This window comes from Tractidigestivibacter scatoligenes (genome assembly GCF_001494635.1).
Lineage (GTDB): Bacteria > Actinomycetota > Coriobacteriia > Coriobacteriales > Atopobiaceae > Tractidigestivibacter > Tractidigestivibacter scatoligenes.
On sequence record NZ_LOJF01000011.1, the window covers coordinates 225,097 to 246,010 of the forward strand.

Here is a 20,914-nt window from a genome sequence, read left to right on the forward strand (position 1 = left end):
CCTTCACGGTCTCCTCGATCACCCAATCACTGTGCCGTATGGAATGGTGTCGCTCACGAACCTGGCGTCACCGAACTCCTCTTTGAGGGCGTTCTCGTCTATTGAGCGAATCTCGGAGTCCTCCGGTGTGCGCCCAAGTCTCACGTAGGCGCTCTCGACCGCCGAGATTGCGCGGTCCACGACAGCGCGTGGGACACCTGACCCGTCGTACATTGCGGGGTCACCGCACTGCGAGTCGATGAGGTAGTGGTTCCCCTCGTAGGGGACCTCGAAAACAATCGTTCCGCTTTAGAGCCTGCGCATCCCCAACGTCTCATCCTTCCAGAAGTTGCCTGATAGCAAACACGAACAGCTTAGGGTCGCGCTCCCTTAGTCCGACTGGGCCGCCGTACAGGCATTGTAGCTTGGATGCCAGACAGATTGGCACTGCTCAATTTCTGAGTCTCATTTCAGCTCGTTGCCTACTGGGCTCTCCTTTCGAGAACAAGCCGAATCACAGTATCGCGCTACACATTCGTCACCCGAATGCGTGGCGACCTGCACGGGATACAGGTTCGGATGCGAATGTGTAGCGGCGACCCTCAAGCTTGTTGCGAGCTGCCGCCGACGCAGGCGAGAAGAACGCACGCCAGGAATGCCGCAGCGCCGCACAAAAAAAGAGGAGACCCCGTCTGGGGCCTCCTCATCGCATCAAAGCTGTTTCTCGCGCCGTTAGTCCAGGTCGCCGAAGTCCGTCTGGAACGAGGCGTTGCCCGCGGCGGTGGAGCCAGTGGAAGCCGTGGGCACGGCAGGCGCGCTCACGGCAGGACGGGCGGCAGGGGTCGCCGCAGGCGCCGCACCAGAGCCGTTGGGAGCCGTGGAGAGCGGCTGCTGCGGGAACACGGAGTCCGCGTCGTCCATGAAGTGCTGCAGGAGCTTCTTGTACTCGCTGCGGAAGTCCTCGCGGGACTGCTTGAGACGGTCGATCTCGTCCAGCTCGTTCTGCTTCTCGGCGAGCGCCTGGCGAATGACCTCGCGGGCCTTCTGGTCGGCCTCGTTGCGGATGCGCTCCGCGTTGTCACGCGCGTCGGCAACGAGCTTGTCGGCGCTCTGCTGAGCAACGATAAGCACGCGAGAGATCTGGCTCTCGGACGCGGCAAGGTCGTCCTGCACCGCGGGGGTGGGAGCGACCGTCGTAACCTCCATGCGCTCGGGGGCGGCGTTGAGCTGCTCCTCGAGGCTGGCAACCTGCGCCTGGGAGGCAGAGAGCTGCTGCTCGGCGGTGTTCAGGCGACCCTTGAGGTCCGCAATCTTCTGCAGCATCGCGTCAACCTCGCTGGAAATCTGCTCGAGGAAGGCGTCGACCTCCTCGGGGTCATAGCCGTGCTTCGAGGGAGAGAAGGTCTGCTGCTCGATATCTGCTGGTGTGATTGCCATCTTTGTCCCTTTCACTTCGACTCGTCGCCCCGGGCAGCGCCCGCAAAGCGGCAATGACGTTACAAAAGTATAGCCAGAAGCAGGCGCTCTATGGCCTCAAGAGCGAATATCGCCACAATGGGCGAAAAGTCTATACCGCCGAGCGGCGGAATGAAGCGCCTGAAGATGTTTAGCCACGGCTCTACGAGCATGCCAATAGCACCGCGGAAGTCCTCGATCACGCCAGAGCCGCGCGGAATCCACGAGAGGACGCACCAGATGATAATCAGGATGTTGTAGATGCGGAAGAGCTGGGCAATTACGTTGGCTATCGTGTAGTTCAAGTGGTCCTCGCTGTCAGTCGTCGGTAGTCTTGCCGCCTGCAGCCTCCGAGAGCTCGCGGGTACGACGCAACGCCGCGTCGACACCCGCACAGGCAACCTCAAACATACCCGACTCCATCGCCCGCAAACCCGCGGCCGTCGTGCCGCCGGGAGACGTCACTTTCTCCATATACGCGCGCGGGTGCTCACCCGACGCCAGAAGCTGCTCCGCTACGCCGCGCATGGTGGAGAGCACGAGCTCGCGACAGGCCGCGGCGGGAAGGCCATGCTCCACGCCGGCACGGGTGAGGTCGTCAACGAGCAGAGCCACGTACGCGGGCCCGCAGCCAACCACGGCACCTTCGGCGTCAAGCTGATCCTCGCGCAGCACCACGGCGCTTCCCAGGGCCGAGAAGATCGCCAGTGAGAGGTCCAGGTCCTCCTTGGTGGCACGGGAGCCCGGGCAGACGGCAGTCGCGCCCGAGAGCACCTGCACGGGCAGGTTGGGCATGGCGCGCACCACACGGGACGAGGCGAGCGACGCCTCGAGCGAGGCCACCGAGACGCCTGCGGCAATGGAAATCACCAGACGTCCGGCAAGGCCGTCCGTGTGCTCGGCAAGGACCCCAGGAAGCACCTGGGGCTTCACGGCAAGGACAACCGCGTCAGGGCCCTGGGCGAGAAGCTCCTCGTTGCTGGTGAAGGTCTTGATGCCAAGCTCGGCCAGAGGCGCGAGCTTGCCCGCAGAGGGGTTGGCGACAAGGACGCGCTCGGGCGCGGCGGCACCGGAGGCCACCAGCCCGCGCGCGATGGCGGAACCCATGGAACCAGCGCCTATGACCCCTATGACCTGCTCGATCTTCTCAGCCATAACGCTACGCCTCGAGGTCGCCGTCAGCGACGAGCTTGTCGATGTCGCCCTGGGTGAGCTCGATGCCTGCGGGCAGCACCGCAAAGACGCGGTCACCGAGCGCCTCGACCGAGCCGGCAACGCCGTAGCTCAGGCCGTAGCAGAAGTCGAGGATGCGCTTGGCGGTCTCGATGTTGGTGCCCTTGAAGATGAGGATGACGGGCTGGTTGGTGCGCACGCGCCTCACCACGGACTGCACGTCGTCGTACGAGACGGGACGCAGCACGTAGGGAGGAAGCTGGCCGGAGGTCACGCGCGCGGAGGAGCCGCCACGGTTAATCTCCGTGGTAGCAGCAGCGCTGCTCTGCGCAGGAGGCTCGTAGGAGGGCCGGTAGGTGGGCTCGGGTGACTCGGCGTAGCTGGGGCGCGGGCGCGTGTCGCGCTGGTCAGCGTAGCCGGCGGCGGGGTTCTGCGTCACCGGGCGACCGGAGCGCGTGTAGACCGAGACGCTCTCGGCCTCGGGGCGCGAAGTGTTGCCCAGGAGCTTGGTCGCGCTACCCGTGGGGCGGCGGTCGCCATAGCCGCGCTCGCGGTCGCGCTCGCGCTGCTCGTCGTCGCCGTCGTAGTAGTCGTCCTCGTAGTCGTCGTAGTCGTCGTCCCTACGGAAACGATCCCTGATGTTGTCGAGGAAGCCCATGATTCCCCCATCCATTTTGCGGGGTCCATCACCCCGCACCATTGCCAGATTAACCCAGAACGTAGCTGGGGTCGAACACTGTTCTGCCAAGTCGTACGATCGTGGAGCCCTCCTCGACCGCAATCGGGAAGTCGTCGCTCATGCCGCAGGAAAGAACCGGCAGGTCAAGGCCACTGCGGCTGGCCAGCTCGTCGCGAAGCTCGCGCAGGCCGGAGAAGGTCCTTCTCGCCGCGTCCATGTCGTGCGCCGGCGCCATGGTCATGAGGCCGTGCACGCGCAGGGCGGGAAGCGCCAGGATGTCGCCGAGCGCCGCGCGGACCTCGTCGGGCGAGAAGCCTGACTTGGACTCCTCCCCCGAGACGTTCACCTCGAGAAGCACATCGCTCGTCACGTCGTGGCCAACGCCACGCTTGGAGATTGCCTCGGCCAAGTGGAGCGAAGACACCGAGTGGATGAGCGTCACATTGCCCACGACCTCGCGCACCTTGTTGGTTTGCAGGTGGCCGATCATGTCAAAGCGCGCACTGGCCATCTGGGGGTACGAGGCAATTCCCTTGAGCTTGCGAACGAGCTCCTGGGGGCGGTTCTCGCCAAAGGCTCGATATCCCACCTTCCAGGCAAGGTCGACCTGCGGCACGTCGACGGTCTTTGAGACAGCGAGAAGCTCCACCTCCGATGCGTCACGCCCGGCGCGGGCGGCAGCCTCCGCGATGCGCTGGAGGATCTCCTCCCTGCGCTCGGCGAGAAACGCCGCGTAGCTCTCGTCCTCTGTCTCATCCATCTAGACCAGCTCCCATTACCTTGATGAAACCCCACGCCCCACGCAGGCGCTTCCGCGCTACTCGCCCCGCATCACGGCAAGGGCGCCGTGCCGTCCGCAGGACCCGTGCTCGGCGCGGTACGAGAAGAACCTCTCGGTGGCCGAGGCGGTCGAGACGTCGCAGCAGGCGATGGAGCCCCTTGGGACCCCGGCGCCCACCAGCGCCGCCGTGACTGCGGCTCCCAGGTCGAGGTTGCGCTCTCCCCAGATGACCTCAGGTCCAAACTCCGCCGAGAAGCGCGCGGCGAGCTCGGGAGAGACCTCATAGTCCTCGCGCCCGATGTGCGGTCCCGCGTAGGCACGAACTTGCGAGACGGGCGAGCCAGTCTCCTCCGCAAGGGCATGTGCCGCCTTGGCGCTTATCCGCGCGATGGTTCCCCGCCAGCCGGAGTGCGCCACGGCAAAGCCGCCAGGTGCCACGAGAATCACGGGCACGCAGTCCGCAAAGCAGAGCAGCACGGGCACATTGGTGGCGGTGCAGACAATCGCATCCGCGCCGGATGCGGCGTCAGCCTGTGCAGCATGGACAGCATCCGCGTCCGAGGAGCGCACGGTGACGATCCTGTCGCCATGCACTTGGTGCGGGTTCACGAGCGCATCCATACAGCGTTCCGCCCCCAGGGCGCAAAGCGCGCGACGGCGGTTCTCGGCCACGCAGGACGGGTCATCTCCGCAGGCACTCCCCAGGTTGAGGGAGGCATAGTTGCCCGTGGAGACACCGCCCGTACGCTCCGTGAACGCAAGCGCGACCCCCTGGGGGACAGTACTGTCCCCCAGAAGGGTCACGCCGTGCGACTGGTACCTTGTGAGCGTGGGCTCGGACATGGCGCTAGATGCGGCTACGCTTCAGAAAATCGGGGATGTCGAACTCCTTGTTGTCACCGCTCGCAGCGGGGGCCGCAGGACGGCTCGCGGGAGCCGGCGCCGCAGTGTAGGGGCGCTGCTTGGACTTGGACGCCTGGGACTGCGGACGCGCCACCGGCATGGTGGGCAGCGTGGGCTGGATGTTGGCGTCATTGAAGCCGGTGGCAATGACGGTGACGCGCACCTGGTCGCCCAGGGACTCGTCGACGACGGTACCAAAGATGATGTTGGCCTCGGGGTCGACATTCTTGGCAACGAGGTCGGCGGCGTCGTTGATCTCCTGGATGCCAAGGTCCTTGTTGCCGGCAATGGAGAGCAGCACGCGCGTGGCGCCATCGGTGGACGTCTCAAGCAGCGGGCTGGAGATGGCCTCGGCAGCGGCGTCGGTTGCGCGGGAGTCGCCAGAAGCGGTGCCAATGCCCATCATGGCCGTGCCTGCGCCCTTCATGATGGTGCAGACGTCTGCGAAGTCGAGGTTGATGAGGCCAGGAACGGTGATGAGGTCCGTGATGCCCTGGGTGCCCTGGCACAGCACGTCATCGGCCATGCGGAAGGCCTCGAGCATGGTGGTCTTCTTCTCGGAGAGGTCGAGCAGACGGTCGTTGGGAATCACGATGAGCGTGTCGACATTCTCGGAGAGGTTCTTGATGCCCTCGGCGGCGGAGTTGTAGCGCTTGCGGCCCTCGAACGAGAAGGGCTTGGTGACGACTCCCACGGTAAGGGCGCCCACGTCGTTCTTGGCGATGTCGGCAACGATAGGTGCCGCACCGGTACCGGTACCGCCACCCTCTCCTGCGGTAATGAAGACCATGTCGGAGCCGGCGAGGGCCTGCTTGATCTCGTCCCTGCTCTCCTCGGCGGCCTCCTGGCCAACCTCGGGGTTGGCGCCAGCGCCCAGGCCCTTGGTAATGTCGGTGCCAATGTGGACCTTGATGTCCGCGTCAGAGATGGCGAGCGCCTGCGCGTCGGTGTTGATGGCGACAAACTCGACGCCGCGGATGCCCTCCTCGATCATGCGGTTCACGGCGTTGGTGCCGCCGCCGCCCACGCCAACAACCTTAATCACGGCGAGATAGTTGCTGGGGACCTCGGTGTCCTTCATCGTTTCCTCCTCGTTGGCGGCGGCCCTGTGCCAGCGCCCTTGCTGGTGCGTTCGTGCTTCGCTCATGTGACGTTTTTCGTCCAGCCCCTGAAAAGCGCTGGTAGAAACCCTAAACCTCAGGTTAAGCCAGATGCTCCCCACGAAGCGACGTATATTTGCACATTGGGTGTGCCCTCGTCAAACACTTTGTGCAAACGGTGAAAACCGCAGGTAAACGGTACCACAATTAGGCGTCAAAACCCTCAAGTACAGCTTTAGGTCAAGCTATTTTCATGCTAGTTGGTACCCGTTGTGGTGGTTGAGGAATCCGTCGAGCTGCCCGTTGTGTCGCTCGAACCAGTTGTCTGCGACGTACCTGTAGAGCTTGTCGAAGAGGCTGCATCACCCGTCGTTGAGGTGCCCACTGCCCCCGTTCCCGCCGTCACGTCTGTGGAGTCGATCTTCCTGTAGGAGGGGCTCGACGGGACGCGGACGTTGATGTAGGTAAGCTCATCGGGATACTCGGCAAGAAGGCTCTTAACGACCTCCTCCTTCGAAGAGATGTCCGTGGGCGATCCCAGCGAGACCTCCACGCCGCTTGCGAGGACGCACGAGATGCTTGCCTCGCTTGGCGCGGTAAAGCTCACGATCTGCGAGGCGAAGTCCGACGAGAAGCCATCGAGATAGCTCCTCACGGCAGTTATCACATCATCGGTGGCCACGGAACCAGCCACAGGGTCGACGGTAGCCGGAACTCCTGTGATGAGGATGGCACCGATGGACGTGGCCTTCTCGAGCGCCACGTCGTCTGCCGACTGCCCGTCAGTGACGTCGAGGTTCATCGGCTCGAGCCAGACCTCGCCCTCGCCCAAGTACCAGGCGACGCTGCGCGAGCTCATCACGACAACTGCCTCTACCGTGCGCTCGGTGACGGAAATCTTGAGCTTGTCGGGAAACTCTCGCTCCACGCTCACGGAAGCAACCCAGGGGTTCTTCATGAGGCTCTGGGTAATGGCGTTGGTGTCAACGTTGAGAAGGGTCGTGCCCTCCTCGACGTTTGCGAGCTTCTGGATGTCTTCGGCGCTCACGTGGTCTGTTGCCACGGCGTCGATGGAGGTTATCTGGAAGGTCGAGGTGTTGCTCAGGACGAGAAACGCCACGCCTAGAACTGCCGCAGCGATGGCGGCAACCACCACCACGCGCAGGGCGATGCCCATGGCGTCAGCCGTACGCACCTGCCGTGCGCGAGCCTCTCTGGCCTCTCTTCCGCTCTGGGGACGAGTGCCGCGCTGCGGGCGCGGCGCAGATCGCTTGACTTGTGGAACCCTGGACGCAGAAGCGGGCTTAGGCGTGGCCTTGGGCATGCGTGGCGTACGCTTGGCGGCAGGCTGCCGCACAGGCCGCGAGGAACGCGTACGCGGCGTGGAGGACGGCCGAGAGGAACGAGTGGAGCGCCCCTGCGTCGACCTCTGCGTCGCCTTGCGCGCCGTTGGCCTTCTTCTGTCGTCTGACGCCATGCCGCGCTCTCCCCTATGCCCCAAACCCGAGCAGCTTGACCTCAGGCTGAAGGTCGATCTCGTACTTGTCGCGAACGGCATCGTGGACGTGGCGCATGACCTCGACCACGTCGTGGGCGTGCGCGCCGCCGTCGTTCACGATGAAGTTGGCGTGGACGTCAGAGACCACTGCCCCGCCCACGCGGTAGCCCTTGAGGCCACAGGCTTCGATCATTACCGCGGCAGAACGGGAGCCGGGGTTCCTGAAGACCGAGCCGCAGCAGGGCCTGCCCATGGGTTGCGACTGGCTGCGGCGGCGCAGCCTCTCCTCGACGTCGCGCGCGATGGCGTCGTGGTTGCCCGCAGCAAGCCGGAAGGTTGCCTCGAGGACGATCTCGGTGGTGGGAAGCGAGGTCACGCGGTAGCCCCACTCGACCTCGGAGGCCGCATGGCGCACCAGACCCTTGCCCGGCTGCAGGCTCACCACGTCCTCGATCACGCTTCCAACCCACTCGTGGCGGGTCCCCGCGTCCATGGAGACGGCGCCGCCCACAGTGCCGGGGATGCCTGCACAGAACTCGAGGCCTGTGAGCGAGCGCTTCATGGCCTCTGAGACGAGCTTGGAGAGCGGGAGCGCAGCGCCTGCCGTCACGCGATCGTCCTCGGCAAAGCTCATGCGCGAGAACTCGCGGCCAAGCGTGATGATGCAGCCGTCGTAGCCGGTGTCTGCGGCAAGGATGTTGGAGCCCTTACCCATGACCACCCAGGGCACGCGCTCTGCTCGCAGGACCTCGACGGTCTTGAGCAGGGCCTCGTAGGTGTTCGCGCACACGAAGAGCGCGGCTGGGCCGCCAATGCGGTACGTCGTGCGGTGCGAGAGCCGCTCGCCGCGAATCACGTCCGCGTCGACGGCTCCCGAGAGGCTCATGTATGCGTTGAAGACGCTCACGCCTACTACTCGTCTTTCTTCTCGTCACGCTCGCGCATGGCGGCGATGAATGCGGGGCCAATCTGGGTGACGTCGCCCGCGCCCTGCGTGATGAGCAGGTCGCCCGGGCGGCAGGTGTCGCAGAGGTTCTGGATGAGCTCGTGGCGGTTGGGGATGTAGGCCACGTCGGGCACCGTACCCGCGGCCTCGACCTGAGACGAGACGGTCTTGCCCGAGATGCCAGGAATGGGCATCTCGCCCGCCGAGAACACGTCCATCACACGCAGGACGTCCACCTTGTCAAAAGCGTGCGCGAAGAGCGGCTCAAGCGCCTTCGTGCGGCTGTAGCGGTGCGGCTGGAACACGCAGACAATGCGGTCAAACCCAAGCTGCGAGGCGGCGTCCAGTGTGGCGGCAATCTCGGTGGGATGGTGGCCGTAGTCGTCCACCACAGTGACGCCGTCGATGTCGCCCACGTGGGTGAAGCGCCTGCGCGCGCCCTTGAACTCGGAGAGCTTCTCGGCTGCCTGGGTGAGGTCTGCCCCTAGGACGTCCGCCACGGCAATGGCGGCCGTTGCGTTTGCCATGTTGTGGCGGCCGGGGTTCGACTTGATGTTCACGTCAACCGAGGTGCCGGAGGGGGTCCTCACCGAGAAGCGCATAGCCAGGCGGTGGGGCGCCAGGCCCTCCTCGGGCGTGCAGACGTAGTCGTTGCCCTCTTCAAAGCCGTAGGTCACCACGTGGCGGCCGGTCGAGCGGGCAAGCTCCACGTAGTGGGGGTTGTCGCCGTTAACCACAACGGTGCCCTTCTCGCCCACCAGGCCCATGAAGGTGCAGAAGGTCTTCTCGATGTTCTCGAGCGTGCCGTAGTGGTCGAGGTGGTCAGCCTCGATGTTAGTGACCACCACCACGTCGGGGTTGAGGTAGAGGAAGGAGCCGTCGGACTCGTCCGCCTCGCACACAAAGTAGCCACCCTCGCCGTTCCTGCCGTTGGTGTCGTAGCCCTCGACCACGCCGCCAATGAGGAAGGAGGGGTCCCAGCCCAGGCGGTCAAGCATCGTCGCAATCATGGACGACGTGGTGGTCTTGCCGTGCGTGCCGGCAACGGCCACGGTGGTTGCGTTGTTGGAGAGGTACGACAGCATCTTGGCGCGCGGCCAGATGGGAATGCCCAGCTCGCGGGCACGGACGACCTCGGGGTTGGTCTCGGGGATTGCGCTCGAGGTGACAACGACCTCGGGCGAGACGCGGTCGATGGTCGCGGCGTCGTGGCCGATGGTCACGTCGATGCCCGCGTCCTCGAGCTCGCGCACGTAGTGAGAGCTCTTGAGGTCGGAGCCGGTGACCTTGCAGCCGCGCTTGTTGAGCACGAGGGCGATGCCGCTCATGCCCGCGCCGCCAATACCCACGAAGTGCGCGCTCGCGATGCTCTTGCCCTTCTCGACGGCATCTGCGCCGGGCTTCTCCACGATGTCTGCCATGGCTACCCCTTCCAAAGGTGCGCGGCGAGAAGACCCGCCGCGGAAACTGGTTCGCCTAACCCATTTACTCTAGCCGATGGACGACCCGTCGCGGCCCACGGCGTAAAGCCACCACGGACTCCGCAGGCACGTCTCCCACGCGGCCGTGGCGCATCTATCGCGTGGCGGCGCGCTCCACGACGTCTGCCAGCTTGGCGGCCGCCTGGTCCTGGCCCAGGCCACGCGCGCACGCGCGCATGCGCTCGCGCCTCTCGCCGTTGCCCACCAGGTCGAGAAGGTCCTGGGCAAAGGCGTCGCCATCGATGGCGTCATCGGCAAAGAGATCCGCTGCGCCGGCGTCCACCAGATAGTGAGCGTTGGTGGTCTGGTGGTCGCCCGTGGCAAGAGGATAGGGCACGAGCACGCTTGGCACGGCAAGCGCGGCGATCTCGGCGATGGAGGAGGCGCCGGCGCGCGAGACCACGAGGTCTGCCGCCGCGAGGGCCTCACCCATGTTGGAGATGTAGGGCACAACCTGCCAGCGCGTGCGCTCGTCCTCTGAGAGCGCGAGAGAGGACACCACGTTGTCGTAGAGTTCCTTGCCCGTGGAGTGAACCACGTAAAGCCCGGGGTTTGCGAGCAGGCGCTCCTTGAGGCGCATGACGGCCTCGTTCACGTGCTGCGCGCCAAGGCTGCCGCCAAAGACCAGAAGCATCGTGGCGTCCTCGGGGATGGAGAAGGCCGCGCGGCCCGCCTCGCGCGAGGCGTCAAGGACGCTCCGACGCACGGGGTTGCCCGTGAGCACGATGGCGTCATCGCCGTGGACGCGGCCCTCGAAGGCGGCGCGCGCCTGCGGCAGCGAGACGCACACAAAGCGCGCGTCTGAGGCAAGCGTCTTGTTTGCAAGCCCGGGGACCGAGTTCTGCTCGTGGAGCACATAGGGGATGTGCTGCTTGCGGCAGCGGTCCATGAGAGCCAGCTCGACGTAGGCGCCAAAGCCCACGGCAACGTCTGGGGCGCCCTTCTCGGCAAAGACCTCTCCCACGCGGGCGGAGGCCTTGCGCTCGCGCACAAGAGCCGAGACAAGCGTCCAGGGCCTCGAGCGATCAAAGCCGGTCACGTGGATGGGCTCGAGCTCGAAGCCGGCCCGTGGAACGAGCGTGCCCTCGAGCTTGGCACTCTGCCCAAAGAACCGCACGCGGTGCCCGCGGGCAGAGAGCTCCTCTGCCAGAGCCAGCGCCGGGTTAATGTGACCAGCGGTACCGCCTGCGGCGATTGCCACCTCAAGACTAGTTCCTGCCACGCCTGCCATCTCCTCTTCCGGGCCCGCGCCCGCGGAGCCTCTCCGCGGCACTGGGGCCGAGGTCTATTCTTCCGCCTTCGTACCTGCCCTGCCTGCTCGTACGGCTGCTACCGCTCCGTGGCCGCGCCTGGGGGCGCGCCTGGCTCCCACCGTCCACCATGCGCAGGCCAGCGCCAGCGTCTCCGCGCGGGCGGGCCGAGCGCGGCGTGGGCGTACCCACAAGCGAGATGCCTGGGCTGGCTGAGGAGGAGGCGCCTCTCGGCTCCTCCTCGCCGTCTGCAAACTGCCAGGACTGGCGGCTGCGATCGTGGACGGTCTCAGGCAGCGTCGAGTGCTTGGACACCGAGACAATCATGCCCACGAGCATGAGGCAGCTCATGATGGTGGAACCGCCGTACGACACAAACGGGACAGGCTTTCCGGAGAGGGGGATGATGCCAAGAACGCCGCAGACGTTCACGAGCAGCTGGATGATGATGAGCGAGGTGCAGCCTGCCGCTATGAGCCTGCCGCACATGTCGGGCGCGTAGCGCGCGATGCGGAAGCCCGCCCAGGCAAGGACACCAAAGGCAGCAAGCACTCCGAGCGTGCCCACAAGCCCAAGCTCCTCTCCCACCACGGCAAAGATGAAGTCGTTGTAGGCCATGGGCAGATACGAGTACTTCTGTTTGCTCATGCCCAGCCCCACGCCAAAGATCCCGCCCGAGCCAAAGGCATAGAAGCCCTGGATGAGCTGGTAGCCGGAGCCCGTGGGGTCGCTCCATGGGTCGAGCATGGTCACGATGCGGGCGCGCGAGTAGTCATCCTTGAGCGAGAGGACGAGAACCCCCACCACGCCCACAGCAAGCACCACGAGAATCCAGCGACGGTCCATGCCGGCAAGGTAGGCCATTACGATGAGGGTTGCCGCAATGATGAGCGTGGAGCCCTTGTCAGGCTGCAGCAGGATGAGCACGAGCGGAACGCCCACAAAGACGGCGAGGTTCTTTACGAAGTCCTGGAAGTCCATGGTCTGCTCGTCGTAGTAGCGCTCGGCGAGGTCTGCTGCAACAAGGATGATCGTGATCTTGGCAAACTCGGAGGGCTGGAGCGTAAAGGGGCCAATGGCAATCCAGCGTGTGGCGCCATAGGCATCGCTGCCCGCTATGGGCAGGAAGATGAGCAACAAGAGGGCAATGGTCAGCACCCAGATGATCCTCACCAGGCGCTTTCCCCAGAGGTGGTAGTCCCTGCTCGCAATGAACACGGCAAACCCCGTGCCCAGCGCGGCAAAGATGAGCTGACGCTTGAGGTAGTAGGCTGGGTCGTTGCTCAGAGCATCCGATGTGAGCGACGTGATTGAGGACGCCGAGTACACCATGAGGAACCCAAAGCAGGTGAGGATGATCACCACGGCTATGAGGATGAGCCGGGGCTTCATGAACCTCTCGGGAACGCCGAGGATGGTTTTCTCGACAGACGAGCGCCCCGTGCTCCCCCCTCGTGAGCTGCGACGGGTTGAGGAGCGGGGCTGTCTCGCAGCGGAGCTTCTGTATGTGGACGCCTGGGCCACTAGCGCAGCCCTCCTGCGGCAACGCGCTCGGCGGCAAGGCGCTTGAAGAGCTCGCCGCGCTCCTCCATGTTGTGGAACTCGTCAAAGGACGAGCACGCGGGCGAGAGCAGCACAACGTCGCCGGCCTGCGCGCGCCCACAGGCGGCCGAGAAGGCCTCGCGCATGTGCGGCTCGCGCACGACCTCGAGCGCGGAGCCCGAGGCGGCAATCTCGTCTTCAAGCGCACGGGCGATCCTCTCGCCGGCAGCGCCGTAGCACACGGCAACGCGGCAGCGCGCGGCAACTGCGCGCGAGAGCGACGTGAGGTCGGTGCCCTTGTCGTGGCCGCCCAGAAGCACCACGATGCTTCCCGGCTCGAAGGCCGTGAGTGCCTTCTCGACGGAGTCTGTGTTGGTGGCCTTGGAGTCATTCACAAAGCGCACGCCGGAAACCTCGCCGCAGGGCTCGATGCGGTGCTCGAGAGGCGAGAAGGCGAGAAGCCCGCGGCACACGTCCTTGTCGGCCACGCCCAGCTCCAGCGCCACGGAAGAGGCCACAAGGGCGTTCTCCTCGTTGTGCTCGCCCCTGATGAGAAGGTCGTCGGTGGGGACAAGGACATGCTCGACGCCGTCGAGGCGCACCACGAGGCGGCCGTCTCGCACGAAGGCGGCGCACGGCGTGCCGGGGTCCTGGCGCACGTCCACGCGGCACACGCGCAGACCCCGCGCTTCGAGGCGGCCAATCACGGCGCGGCACCAGTCGTCGCCGTCAGAGACCACGGCGAGGTCTCCTGCCTCAAGGTTGGCAAAGATCTTCTCCTTTGCCTGGGCATACGCCTCCATGCTGCCGTGCCACTCCACGTGGTCCGGCGTGACGTTCATGAGGCAGGCCACGCGCGGGTGCAGAAGGCGGGTGGTTGCCAGCTGGAAGCTCGAGAGCTCGGCCACGAACCACGAGCCGGGCTGGCGCCCTGCAAGGCGGCTCGTGATGATGGTGCCAATGTTGCCCACGGCCTCGGCGGAGCGACCGCCCTCACGCAGGAGCGCCGTGGTGAGCGTGGTTGTGGTGGTTTTGCCGTTGGTGCCGGTGATGCCCACCCAGTTGGAAGGGCTCTCACGCCAGGCAAACTCGGGCTCGCCGATGATCTCTGTTGCATGCGCGGCCGCCGCCCGGAAGAAGGCGGAGCCCACCGGGATGCCCGGGGAGGCTATGGCCAAATCGAAGGTGCCCTCGACCTCCTCGGTGCCCAGGACGCAGCGAACGCCCAGACCTTCGAGCTCACGCGTGACCTCGCCCTCGTGCGAGGAGGCACCGCCAAAGAGCGTGACTGAGGAGACCCTCTCCCCTAGCCCCACAAGGTAGCGGCAGACGGACTCGCCCGTGTGCCCAATGCCCAGAACGGCAACGTTGCCAAGACGCGCCGAGGAACTGCTGTCCTGCATGAGATGCCCCCTAGCCAAGCTGGAAGTACAGCGCAAAACCAAGGACCGCGAAGGCGGCCGAGACAATCCAGAAGCGGATGACGACCTTCGTCTCGCTCCAGCCCTTCTTCTCGAAGTGGTGGTGGAGCGGGGCCATGAGGAACACGCGCTTGCCGGTTGCCTTGAAGCTCACGACCTGGATGATCACCGAGAGCGCCTCAACAATGAAGAGGCCGCCCATCACGAGCGAGCAAATCTCGGTCTTGGTGAGAACGGCAAGCGCGGCGAAGGCGCCGCCCAGCGCGAGCGAGCCCGTATCGCCCATGAAGATCGAGGCGGGGTAGCAGTTGTACCAAAGGAAGCCCACGCAGGCACCCACGATGCTGGCAGCAAAGACCGAGAGCCCAAGCTGGTCCTCGTTGAAGGCGACCATGGCCATCACGACCATGACCACCAGCACCGTGCCACCCGCAAGGCCGTCAAGGCCGTCGGTGAGGTTGACGGCGTTCGAGAGGCCGGCCAAGAGCAGGAAGACAAAGAACATGTAGAACCAGGGCACCTGCACGCCACCGATGGTGGTGGAGAGCACGCCCAGGTCAAGCGTTGCGCCGCCGGGGAACTCGATGGTGGGCGTAATCCCGCAGTAGTTCACCGCAACCAGGCAGAAGATGATGCACACGATGGTGAGGCCGACCATCTTCTGCGAGGGCGTGAGACCCAGCGAGCGCTTGTGCGCCACGGACTCGATGTCGTCGAGAAGCCCAAGGGCGCCTGTTGCGAGCATCGCGAAGAGCGCGAGGAAAAGCATGGGCGACCAGGGCGCCATGAGAAGCGTCGTCACCACAATGCCGAGAAGGATCACGATGCCACCCATGGTGGGCGTGCCCTGCTTCACGAGGTGGCGCTTGGGGCCGTCGGCCCTCACCTGCTGGCCCAGCCCCTCGTGGCGCATGAGCTTGATGAAGAAGGGCATTACCACGGCCGTGATGACGGCGGCAACGCCTGCTGCCAGAAGCACCTGGTAGCTTGGGTACGCGGGATTTCCCACAATGAACATCAGCGCAGCACTCCCCTCGCAAACGCATCCAGACCGCAGGAACGCGACGCCTTGACCAACACGAGGTCACCCTGCGAGAAGACAGGGGCAAGCGTCTCCACGGCGGCGTCAACCGTGGGGAAAAGCTGCAGGCGGTCCTCGGAGGCGCCCATCGTGCGCGCCGCCTCGGCCATCTCCTCCGCAAGCTCCCCGCCAATGAAGACAAGCATATCAAGACCCTTGGCAGCGGCATAGGCGCCCACGTAGCCATGGAGGCGTCGCTCCTCGCTGCCAAGCTCGCCCATCTCGCCCAAGACGGCAACGCGCATACCCGTGGCGTCCATCTCGGAGAGGACGTCGAGGGCGGCCGCCATGGAGGCGGGGCTTGCATTGTAGGAGTCGTCAATCACGCGCACGCCGCGTGGCGACTCCGATACGGCCAGGCGCATGCTCGTAGCAGGCATCGCGGCCATGGCGTCCGCGGCGACGTCGCGGTTGAGGCCAAGCGCCTCCACCACGGCCATGGCGAGAAGGAAGTCGGGTACCACCTGGCGGCCGGGAACCGAAGGCGTGACTCGCCTTGACCAGCCATCCTTGCAGGTGACGGTAAAGGACGCCTCGCCCGTACCGGTAAGCTGGACGTCCGTCGCACGGACGTCGTCTTCCTCGCGCTCGCCCACGTATGCCACGGCAACGCCCGCAGGGCGCGCGAAGTTCTCTGCAATGAAGGGGGTGTAGTCGTTGGCGCTCGTGAGCACCAGCAGGGGTTCCGCGTCACCAGACGCAACCATGCCCGAGACCACCTCGGCCTTGGCGCGGGCGATGTTCTCGCGTGAGCCGAGAAGCCCAATGTGGCTTGTGCCTACGTTGGTGATCACGGCAAGCGTGGGCGCGCAGCAGGCGGCCATGCGGCGAATCTCGTCCGGGTGGTTCATGCCCATCTCGCAGACTAGGACCTCGGCGTCGTCTGGTGCCGAGAGCACCGTGAGGGGCAGGCCAATAAGGTTGTTGAGGTTACCCTGGGTGGCGTGGACGTGGCGGGCGCTTGCGATGCCGGCGCGCAGGAGGTCTTTTGTGGTGGTCTTGCCCACCGAGCCAGTGACACCCACCACAAGCCAGTTGGGGTGACGAGCACGCCACTCGTGGGCCAGGCGGAGCAGGAACTCCTCGGCGTCGTCGTCCTGCGGGCGCACGACGGCACAGCCGTGCTCATGCGCCAGGGCAAGCAACGACGCGTCCGGCTCACGCGTCACCACGACGCAAGACGCCCCGGCCTTGATGGCAGCCGGTGCATAGTCGTTGCCATCGACCTTCTCGCCGAGGAACGCCACAAAGACAGAGCCCGGGCCCGCCTTGCGCGAGTCGATCTCGACGGTGCCCTCTACGTGGGCAGAAGGCGCCCCTTCGAGCAGCTGCGACCCCGTAGCAAGCACAAGGTCTGCGATGTCCATTGAAAACATAGGTCCCCCTGACCTAGTTGGTTGTCGACGTGGATTTTGTCGACGTGGTGGTTGTGGAGGCATCCGGGGAGATGCCAAGGTCTGTGACGGCAGCCTCCATTATCTCCTTGAAGGTTGGCGCTGCTGAGGAGAGAGCCAGGTGCGGTGTGCCATTAAGGCCAACGTACACAAGGACCTGGGGGTCCTCGGCGTTGGCAAAGCCGCAGAGTGACGAGACGTACTTGCCCGCCTGGTAGCCGCCAGACTCGCCGGCCTGCTCGCCCGTGCCCGTCTTGCCTGCAATGGTATAGCCGTCGACCTGGCCGCGTTTGCCGGTTCCGTCGGTCATGACCGAGATCATCATGTCGGTAACCTCGTCGGCGGTGTCCTTGGAGATGACCTGGTCGCCCGTAGGCCAGTCGACCCCCTCGCCACCCTTGGAGATGAGGAAGTGGGGCGTGGTGGGTATGCCGTCGTTGGCAACGATGCCAAACGCGCGCACTATCTGCACCATGGGCACGGCAAGGGCCTGGCCAAAGGCCATGGCACCAAGCGTTGCGCCAGTGTAGTTCTCGTAGCTGGTCACGATGCCCGTCGCCTCGCCGGGGTAGTCGATGCCCGTGGTGTGCCCGATGCCAAACTTGTCCACGCCCTCGGCAAAGCGCTGCGCGCCAATGACCTCCTGGGCGAGAAGCGACACGCCTACGTTCGAGGAGCGCACGAGCATGGTGCGCACCGTCATGTCCTCGGCGCCGCTGCGCACGTCGTCGTCGGTCACCCAGTCGTCGCCAGCAAGTATCTGCATGGGAACGTTGTAGATACTGTCTGCGTTGAAGAGGCCGTTCTCGACGCCTATGGCAACGGTCAAGATCTTGAACATCGAGCCCGGCTCGTAGGAGGCAGTCACGGGCTTGAGCGTGAGCGCGTCCGAGCTGGTGTTGGCAAGGTCCGAGAGCTTGGCCAGGGGCGTCGAGCATGCGGCGTATATCTCACCGGTCTTGGGGTTTGTCACCATGACCGAGCCAGAGTCGGCCTCGTAGTCTCCAACGGCCTTGGAGATGACCTCCTCGGCCTTCTCCTGGATGTCGATGTCAATGGAGAGAACCAGGTCCTGGCCGTTCTTTGCCTCGGTGACCTGGGAGGTGCCACCCGCGATGGGCGTGCCCGTGAGGCCGGTCTCGACGATCATTTGGCCGTCGGTGCCCGAGAGGACGTCGTTGTAGTAGTACTCCAGGCCGGTAAGACCGTCACCGTCTGAGCCCACCACGCCCAGCACCTGGCTGGCGACGTCACCGTAGGGGTAGACGCGCTTGGTGTCGTCGAGGTAGTAGACGCCCTTGAGATTGGCGTCCGAGAGCTGCTGCTTGATGGTGTCGGCGACGTCAGTGTCCACCTGGCGCTCAACGTAGGCGAAGGTTGAGTCGGTCGTGAGGGCAGAAGTGTAGTCGCTTGCGGAGCCGCCAAGGTTTGCGGCGAGGATCTTCGCCACGCCCGATGGGTCCGTGATCTCCTTGGGGTTGCAGTAGATGGTCTTGCAGTCCACGCTCATGGCCAGCACGTTGCCGTTGCGGTCGTAGATGGTGCCGCGCTTGGCGTGCAGCGTGATCACGTTGGTGCGGTGCTGCTCGGCCGCCTCGGAAAGGCTCGACGAGTCTATGACCTGCAGCCACACCAGACGCCCGGCCACAATGGCGAAGGCAACCATGAGGATGATGAAGATCACGCGCGTGCCGCTGTCAAAGCCACCAGGGCCCGACCCGCCCGGCCTCGACGCGCGGGCACGGTAACGGGCACGAGAGGCCTCGTCGTACGAGGCCTCCGGCATTCCACGCCGCCCTTGGCGGCTCTGTCTCATGCTCTCTCTCACGAGGGAGTAGTCTACGCCTCAGGCGAGGCCGTATCGGTGTTCGTCACGGACTGCGCAGCATCCCCATTCGCCGTGGTGGCGGAGACGGCATCGGTCGACGTCGCGTCCGCGGAGGTGCCGGCAGACGAGAGGTCGAGCACCTCTCGGTTGGTCGAGAGGCTCATGCCGTAGTTCTGCGTGGCAATGCGGCTGATGCGGCTGGACGAGGAGAGCACAGACTTCTCAACCTGAAGGTCCTCGTTGAGCGTCTGCGCCTCCTTGATCTGGGAGCGCAGCGCCGAGTTGGCCTGGAGCGTCGAGACGGTTGCCGTGGAGAGCGCCACGCGGCAGGCGCCAAGCGCGATGAACACGAGGGCGCAGATGACAACCGTGCGGACGCGGCTGAGGAACTGGGGGCTCACGCCAGCGCGGGCGCGGGCGTCAAGCCCGCCACCGGTGACGACCGAGAACGACGGGCGCTGCTCGACGCGTTCGTCGCGACGCTCGCGGCTCCTCTCGGCTGCGTCCATCCTGACGGCCTCTGACCCCTGATACCTCATTGCTGTCCCTTGTCTCCCGGCGATGCCGGACGTTGTGCGTGCTGGTGCGTTGGTGCTTCGTTGGTGGTGCGTTTAAGCTGCGTTTGTGGTGCGTACTGCTTCGTTTGTAGTGCTATGCAGACGACCTTGCGGTCGGGTGCGACGATTCCGTGCCCTCGTGCGTGACGTCGAGCTTGACCGCCACGCGCATGAGCGCGCTTCTCGCCCGTGGGTTGGAGGAGACCTCCTCCTCGCCCGCGACGAGCGGCTTTCTGGTCTTGACGTCGACTATCGGCACGTGGCCGCATACGCACACCGGAAGGTCCGGCGGGCAGATGCAACCCTGCGAGAGCTCAGAGAAGACGTGCTTCACGATGCGGTCCTCGAGCGAGTGGTAGGAGATAACGCAGATCCTGCCACCGGTGTTTGCCCAGCGAACGGCGGCGCGGAGGCCTTGGTCGAGGGCGTCGAGCTCGTGGTTCACCTCGATGCGCAGGGCCTGGAAGGTCTTGCGCGCGGGGTGGCCACCGTGACGGCGGGCCGCAGCGGGTATCGCTCGCTTGATCACGTCGACGAGCTGGAAGGTCGTCTCGATGGGCGCCTTCTCGCGCGTCTCCACGATGGCGCGGGCAATGCGTGCCGCGTACTTCTCGTCACCATACACGCGGAGGATTCGGGTGAGGTCGGCTTCGTTGTAGGTGTTTATGACCTCTTGTGCGGTTGGGGTGTCTTTCCCCGAATCCATGCGCATGTCTAGGGGGGCGTCCTCGTTGTACGAGAAGCCCCGTTCCGGAATGTCGAGCTGAGGAGAAGAGACCCCCAGATCGAAGAGGAAGCAATCCACACCGGGGACCCTGGCGCCAACGAGCAGCTGGTCAAGGTCTCCGAAGTTGCCCTTGAGCGGAAGGAACTCCGCTTGGGGCGCCTCTCGCGAGAAGCGCTCGGTCGCCGCCTTGAGAGCCATGTCGTCTTGGTCGATGCCAATCGAGAGGCCGTCGGGGGCGATTCTCTGCGCAAGCGCGATGGAGTGTCCGGCCCCGCCGAGGGTGCAGTCGCAGACCACCTCTCCCGGCTTGGGGCCGAGCTCGGCGAGGACCTCGTCGAGCATCACAGGTACATGCCGATATTCGGATGTCAAGGCGCTCACCCTCCCCTTTGCCTACTCGCCAAAGAGAAGAGACTCGAGGCGGTCCACCGCGTCGTCGGAGGCGAACTTCTCGTTCCAGCGATCGGCGTTCCAGATCTCGAAGTGGTCGCCCGCGCCGACGATCATGAGGTCGCCGTCGAGGCCCAGGCGCTGGCGCTGGCCGCGGGTCGTCTCGTCGATCTTGCCAAGGGCAACACGGCCGGCGGAATCGATCTCCACCGTGGTGGCCATGGCGTTGAGACGAAGCAGGGTCTCTGCGTCGTTGCGGCTCCTGGGATCGAGGTTCAGACTGTTGACCCATGCCTCGAACGACTCGGGGGTGTAGCCGTAGAGCGCGTCCTTGCGCGGGATGAGCTGCACGAACTCACCAAACTGCTTGCGCAGGATGGCGGGAAGGGTGACACGGGACTTGGAGTCGAGGCTGCGCTGGTACTGACCAGTCAGCATGTCGCCCTCCTCTCGTTGCCGCTCGCGCCCACGTTTGAACGTGAACAAACTATAGACCAAATCCGACACCTAGCCACACCTAAAAACACTTTGCGACACACAAGGGCGAATTTCAGCCCCGGGTGGTTGGAGAGAACTTTCAATGGAGAACGGAAGAGGGCGGCGGTGACCCCAGATGTTGTGGTTGGCGGCCGCGCAGATACAACGCAGGCGGCGAGAAGGACGAACATCGAGAAACGAATTGTGTCGGTAGGGTGAAGGTGGCGGTGGGGCAAAGTGTGGGGGTGGGTG

At 65.0% G+C, this 20,914-nt stretch carries 20 protein-coding genes; all 20 read right to left on the bottom strand.

Translation table 11 applies throughout. The features are described from left to right. Positions 1-18: 18 nt before the first annotated feature. The 20 genes from AUL39_RS11140 to AUL39_RS09725 all read right to left on the bottom strand — a co-directional run bounded on the left by AUL39_RS11140 (position 19) and on the right by AUL39_RS09725 (position 20,623). Complete coding sequence (locus AUL39_RS11140) at positions 19-180, bottom strand: hypothetical protein (protein WP_160327073.1); 162 nt, start codon at positions 178-180, stop codon at positions 19-21. Between the two features lie 531 nt (positions 181-711). Next, a complete protein-coding gene (locus AUL39_RS09635; protein ID WP_059055702.1) occupies positions 712-1,416 on the bottom strand; it encodes a DivIVA domain-containing protein in 705 nt (234 codons plus the stop codon). A 59-nt stretch (positions 1,417-1,475) separates the two neighbouring features. After that, on the bottom strand, positions 1,476-1,739 hold the full coding sequence (locus AUL39_RS09640; RefSeq protein ID WP_059055704.1) for a YggT family protein: 264 nt from the start codon (positions 1,737-1,739) through the stop codon (positions 1,476-1,478). Positions 1,740-1,752: 13 nt separating this feature from the next. Next, a complete protein-coding gene (proC, locus tag AUL39_RS09645) occupies positions 1,753-2,589 on the bottom strand; it encodes a pyrroline-5-carboxylate reductase (protein WP_059055706.1) in 837 nt (278 codons plus the stop codon). Positions 2,590-2,593: 4 nt separating this feature from the next. Then, the gene (locus AUL39_RS09650) at positions 2,594-3,280 is read right to left on the bottom strand and encodes a cell division protein SepF (RefSeq protein ID WP_235810832.1); all 687 of its coding nucleotides are present in this window, start codon (positions 3,278-3,280) and stop codon (positions 2,594-2,596) included. Between the two features lie 34 nt (positions 3,281-3,314). Continuing rightward, the gene (locus AUL39_RS09655) at positions 3,315-4,046 is read right to left on the bottom strand and encodes a YggS family pyridoxal phosphate-dependent enzyme (RefSeq protein ID WP_059055710.1); all 732 of its coding nucleotides are present in this window, start codon (positions 4,044-4,046) and stop codon (positions 3,315-3,317) included. Positions 4,047-4,103: 57 nt separating this feature from the next. Further along, positions 4,104-4,910: a polyphenol oxidase family protein gene (locus AUL39_RS09660; protein ID WP_059055712.1), complete on the bottom strand. Its 807-nt coding sequence runs from the start codon at positions 4,908-4,910 to the stop codon at positions 4,104-4,106. Between the two features lie 4 nt (positions 4,911-4,914). Continuing rightward, positions 4,915-6,051, bottom strand: coding sequence for a cell division protein FtsZ (gene ftsZ, locus AUL39_RS09665; RefSeq protein ID WP_032110827.1), 1,137 nt, complete (start codon positions 6,049-6,051; stop codon positions 4,915-4,917). 275 nt (positions 6,052-6,326) lie between these two features. Next, positions 6,327-7,265, bottom strand: coding sequence for a cell division protein FtsQ/DivIB (locus AUL39_RS09670; protein WP_160327074.1), 939 nt, complete (start codon positions 7,263-7,265; stop codon positions 6,327-6,329). Positions 7,266-7,560: 295 nt separating this feature from the next. Further along, complete coding sequence (murB, locus tag AUL39_RS09675) at positions 7,561-8,475, bottom strand: UDP-N-acetylmuramate dehydrogenase (RefSeq protein ID WP_059055716.1); 915 nt, start codon at positions 8,473-8,475, stop codon at positions 7,561-7,563. A gap of 5 nt (positions 8,476-8,480) precedes the next feature. After that, complete coding sequence (gene murC, locus AUL39_RS09680; protein WP_059055718.1) at positions 8,481-9,935, bottom strand: UDP-N-acetylmuramate--L-alanine ligase; 1,455 nt, start codon at positions 9,933-9,935, stop codon at positions 8,481-8,483. A 154-nt stretch (positions 9,936-10,089) separates the two neighbouring features. After that, positions 10,090-11,217 carry an undecaprenyldiphospho-muramoylpentapeptide beta-N-acetylglucosaminyltransferase gene (gene murG, locus AUL39_RS09685; protein WP_235810833.1) on the bottom strand — a complete coding sequence of 376 codons (1,128 nt, stop codon included), beginning with the start codon at positions 11,215-11,217 and terminating at the stop codon, positions 10,090-10,092. Beyond that, entirely contained in the window at positions 11,204-12,637 is a 1,434-nt protein-coding gene (gene ftsW, locus AUL39_RS09690) for a putative lipid II flippase FtsW (protein WP_082667367.1), read from the bottom strand. The genes murG and ftsW overlap by 14 nt, the downstream gene beginning before the upstream one ends. A 131-nt stretch (positions 12,638-12,768) precedes the next feature. Next, positions 12,769-14,190, bottom strand: coding sequence for a UDP-N-acetylmuramoyl-L-alanine--D-glutamate ligase (gene murD / locus AUL39_RS09695; RefSeq protein WP_059055724.1), 1,422 nt, complete (start codon positions 14,188-14,190; stop codon positions 12,769-12,771). 10 nt (positions 14,191-14,200) lie between these two features. Next, positions 14,201-15,220, bottom strand: coding sequence for a phospho-N-acetylmuramoyl-pentapeptide-transferase (mraY, locus tag AUL39_RS09700; protein ID WP_059055831.1), 1,020 nt, complete (start codon positions 15,218-15,220; stop codon positions 14,201-14,203). Positions 15,221-15,225: 5 nt separating this feature from the next. Continuing rightward, positions 15,226-16,665 (bottom strand): UDP-N-acetylmuramoyl-tripeptide--D-alanyl-D-alanine ligase, encoded by a 1,440-nt coding sequence (locus AUL39_RS09705; protein ID WP_059055727.1) that lies wholly within the window; start codon positions 16,663-16,665, stop codon positions 15,226-15,228. A gap of 13 nt (positions 16,666-16,678) precedes the next feature. Continuing rightward, positions 16,679-18,469 carry a peptidoglycan D,D-transpeptidase FtsI family protein gene (locus AUL39_RS09710; RefSeq protein WP_235810834.1) on the bottom strand — a complete coding sequence of 597 codons (1,791 nt, stop codon included), beginning with the start codon at positions 18,467-18,469 and terminating at the stop codon, positions 16,679-16,681. Between the two features lie 53 nt (positions 18,470-18,522). Beyond that, positions 18,523-19,050 carry a cell division protein FtsL gene (ftsL, locus tag AUL39_RS09715; RefSeq protein ID WP_070807619.1) on the bottom strand — a complete coding sequence of 176 codons (528 nt, stop codon included), beginning with the start codon at positions 19,048-19,050 and terminating at the stop codon, positions 18,523-18,525. Between the two features lie 112 nt (positions 19,051-19,162). Further along, positions 19,163-20,167 (bottom strand): 16S rRNA (cytosine(1402)-N(4))-methyltransferase RsmH, encoded by a 1,005-nt coding sequence (gene rsmH, locus AUL39_RS09720; RefSeq protein WP_059055732.1) that lies wholly within the window; start codon positions 20,165-20,167, stop codon positions 19,163-19,165. Positions 20,168-20,188: 21 nt separating this feature from the next. Next, a complete protein-coding gene (locus AUL39_RS09725; RefSeq protein ID WP_059055734.1) occupies positions 20,189-20,623 on the bottom strand; it encodes a division/cell wall cluster transcriptional repressor MraZ in 435 nt (144 codons plus the stop codon). Positions 20,624-20,914: the final 291 nt, after the last annotated feature.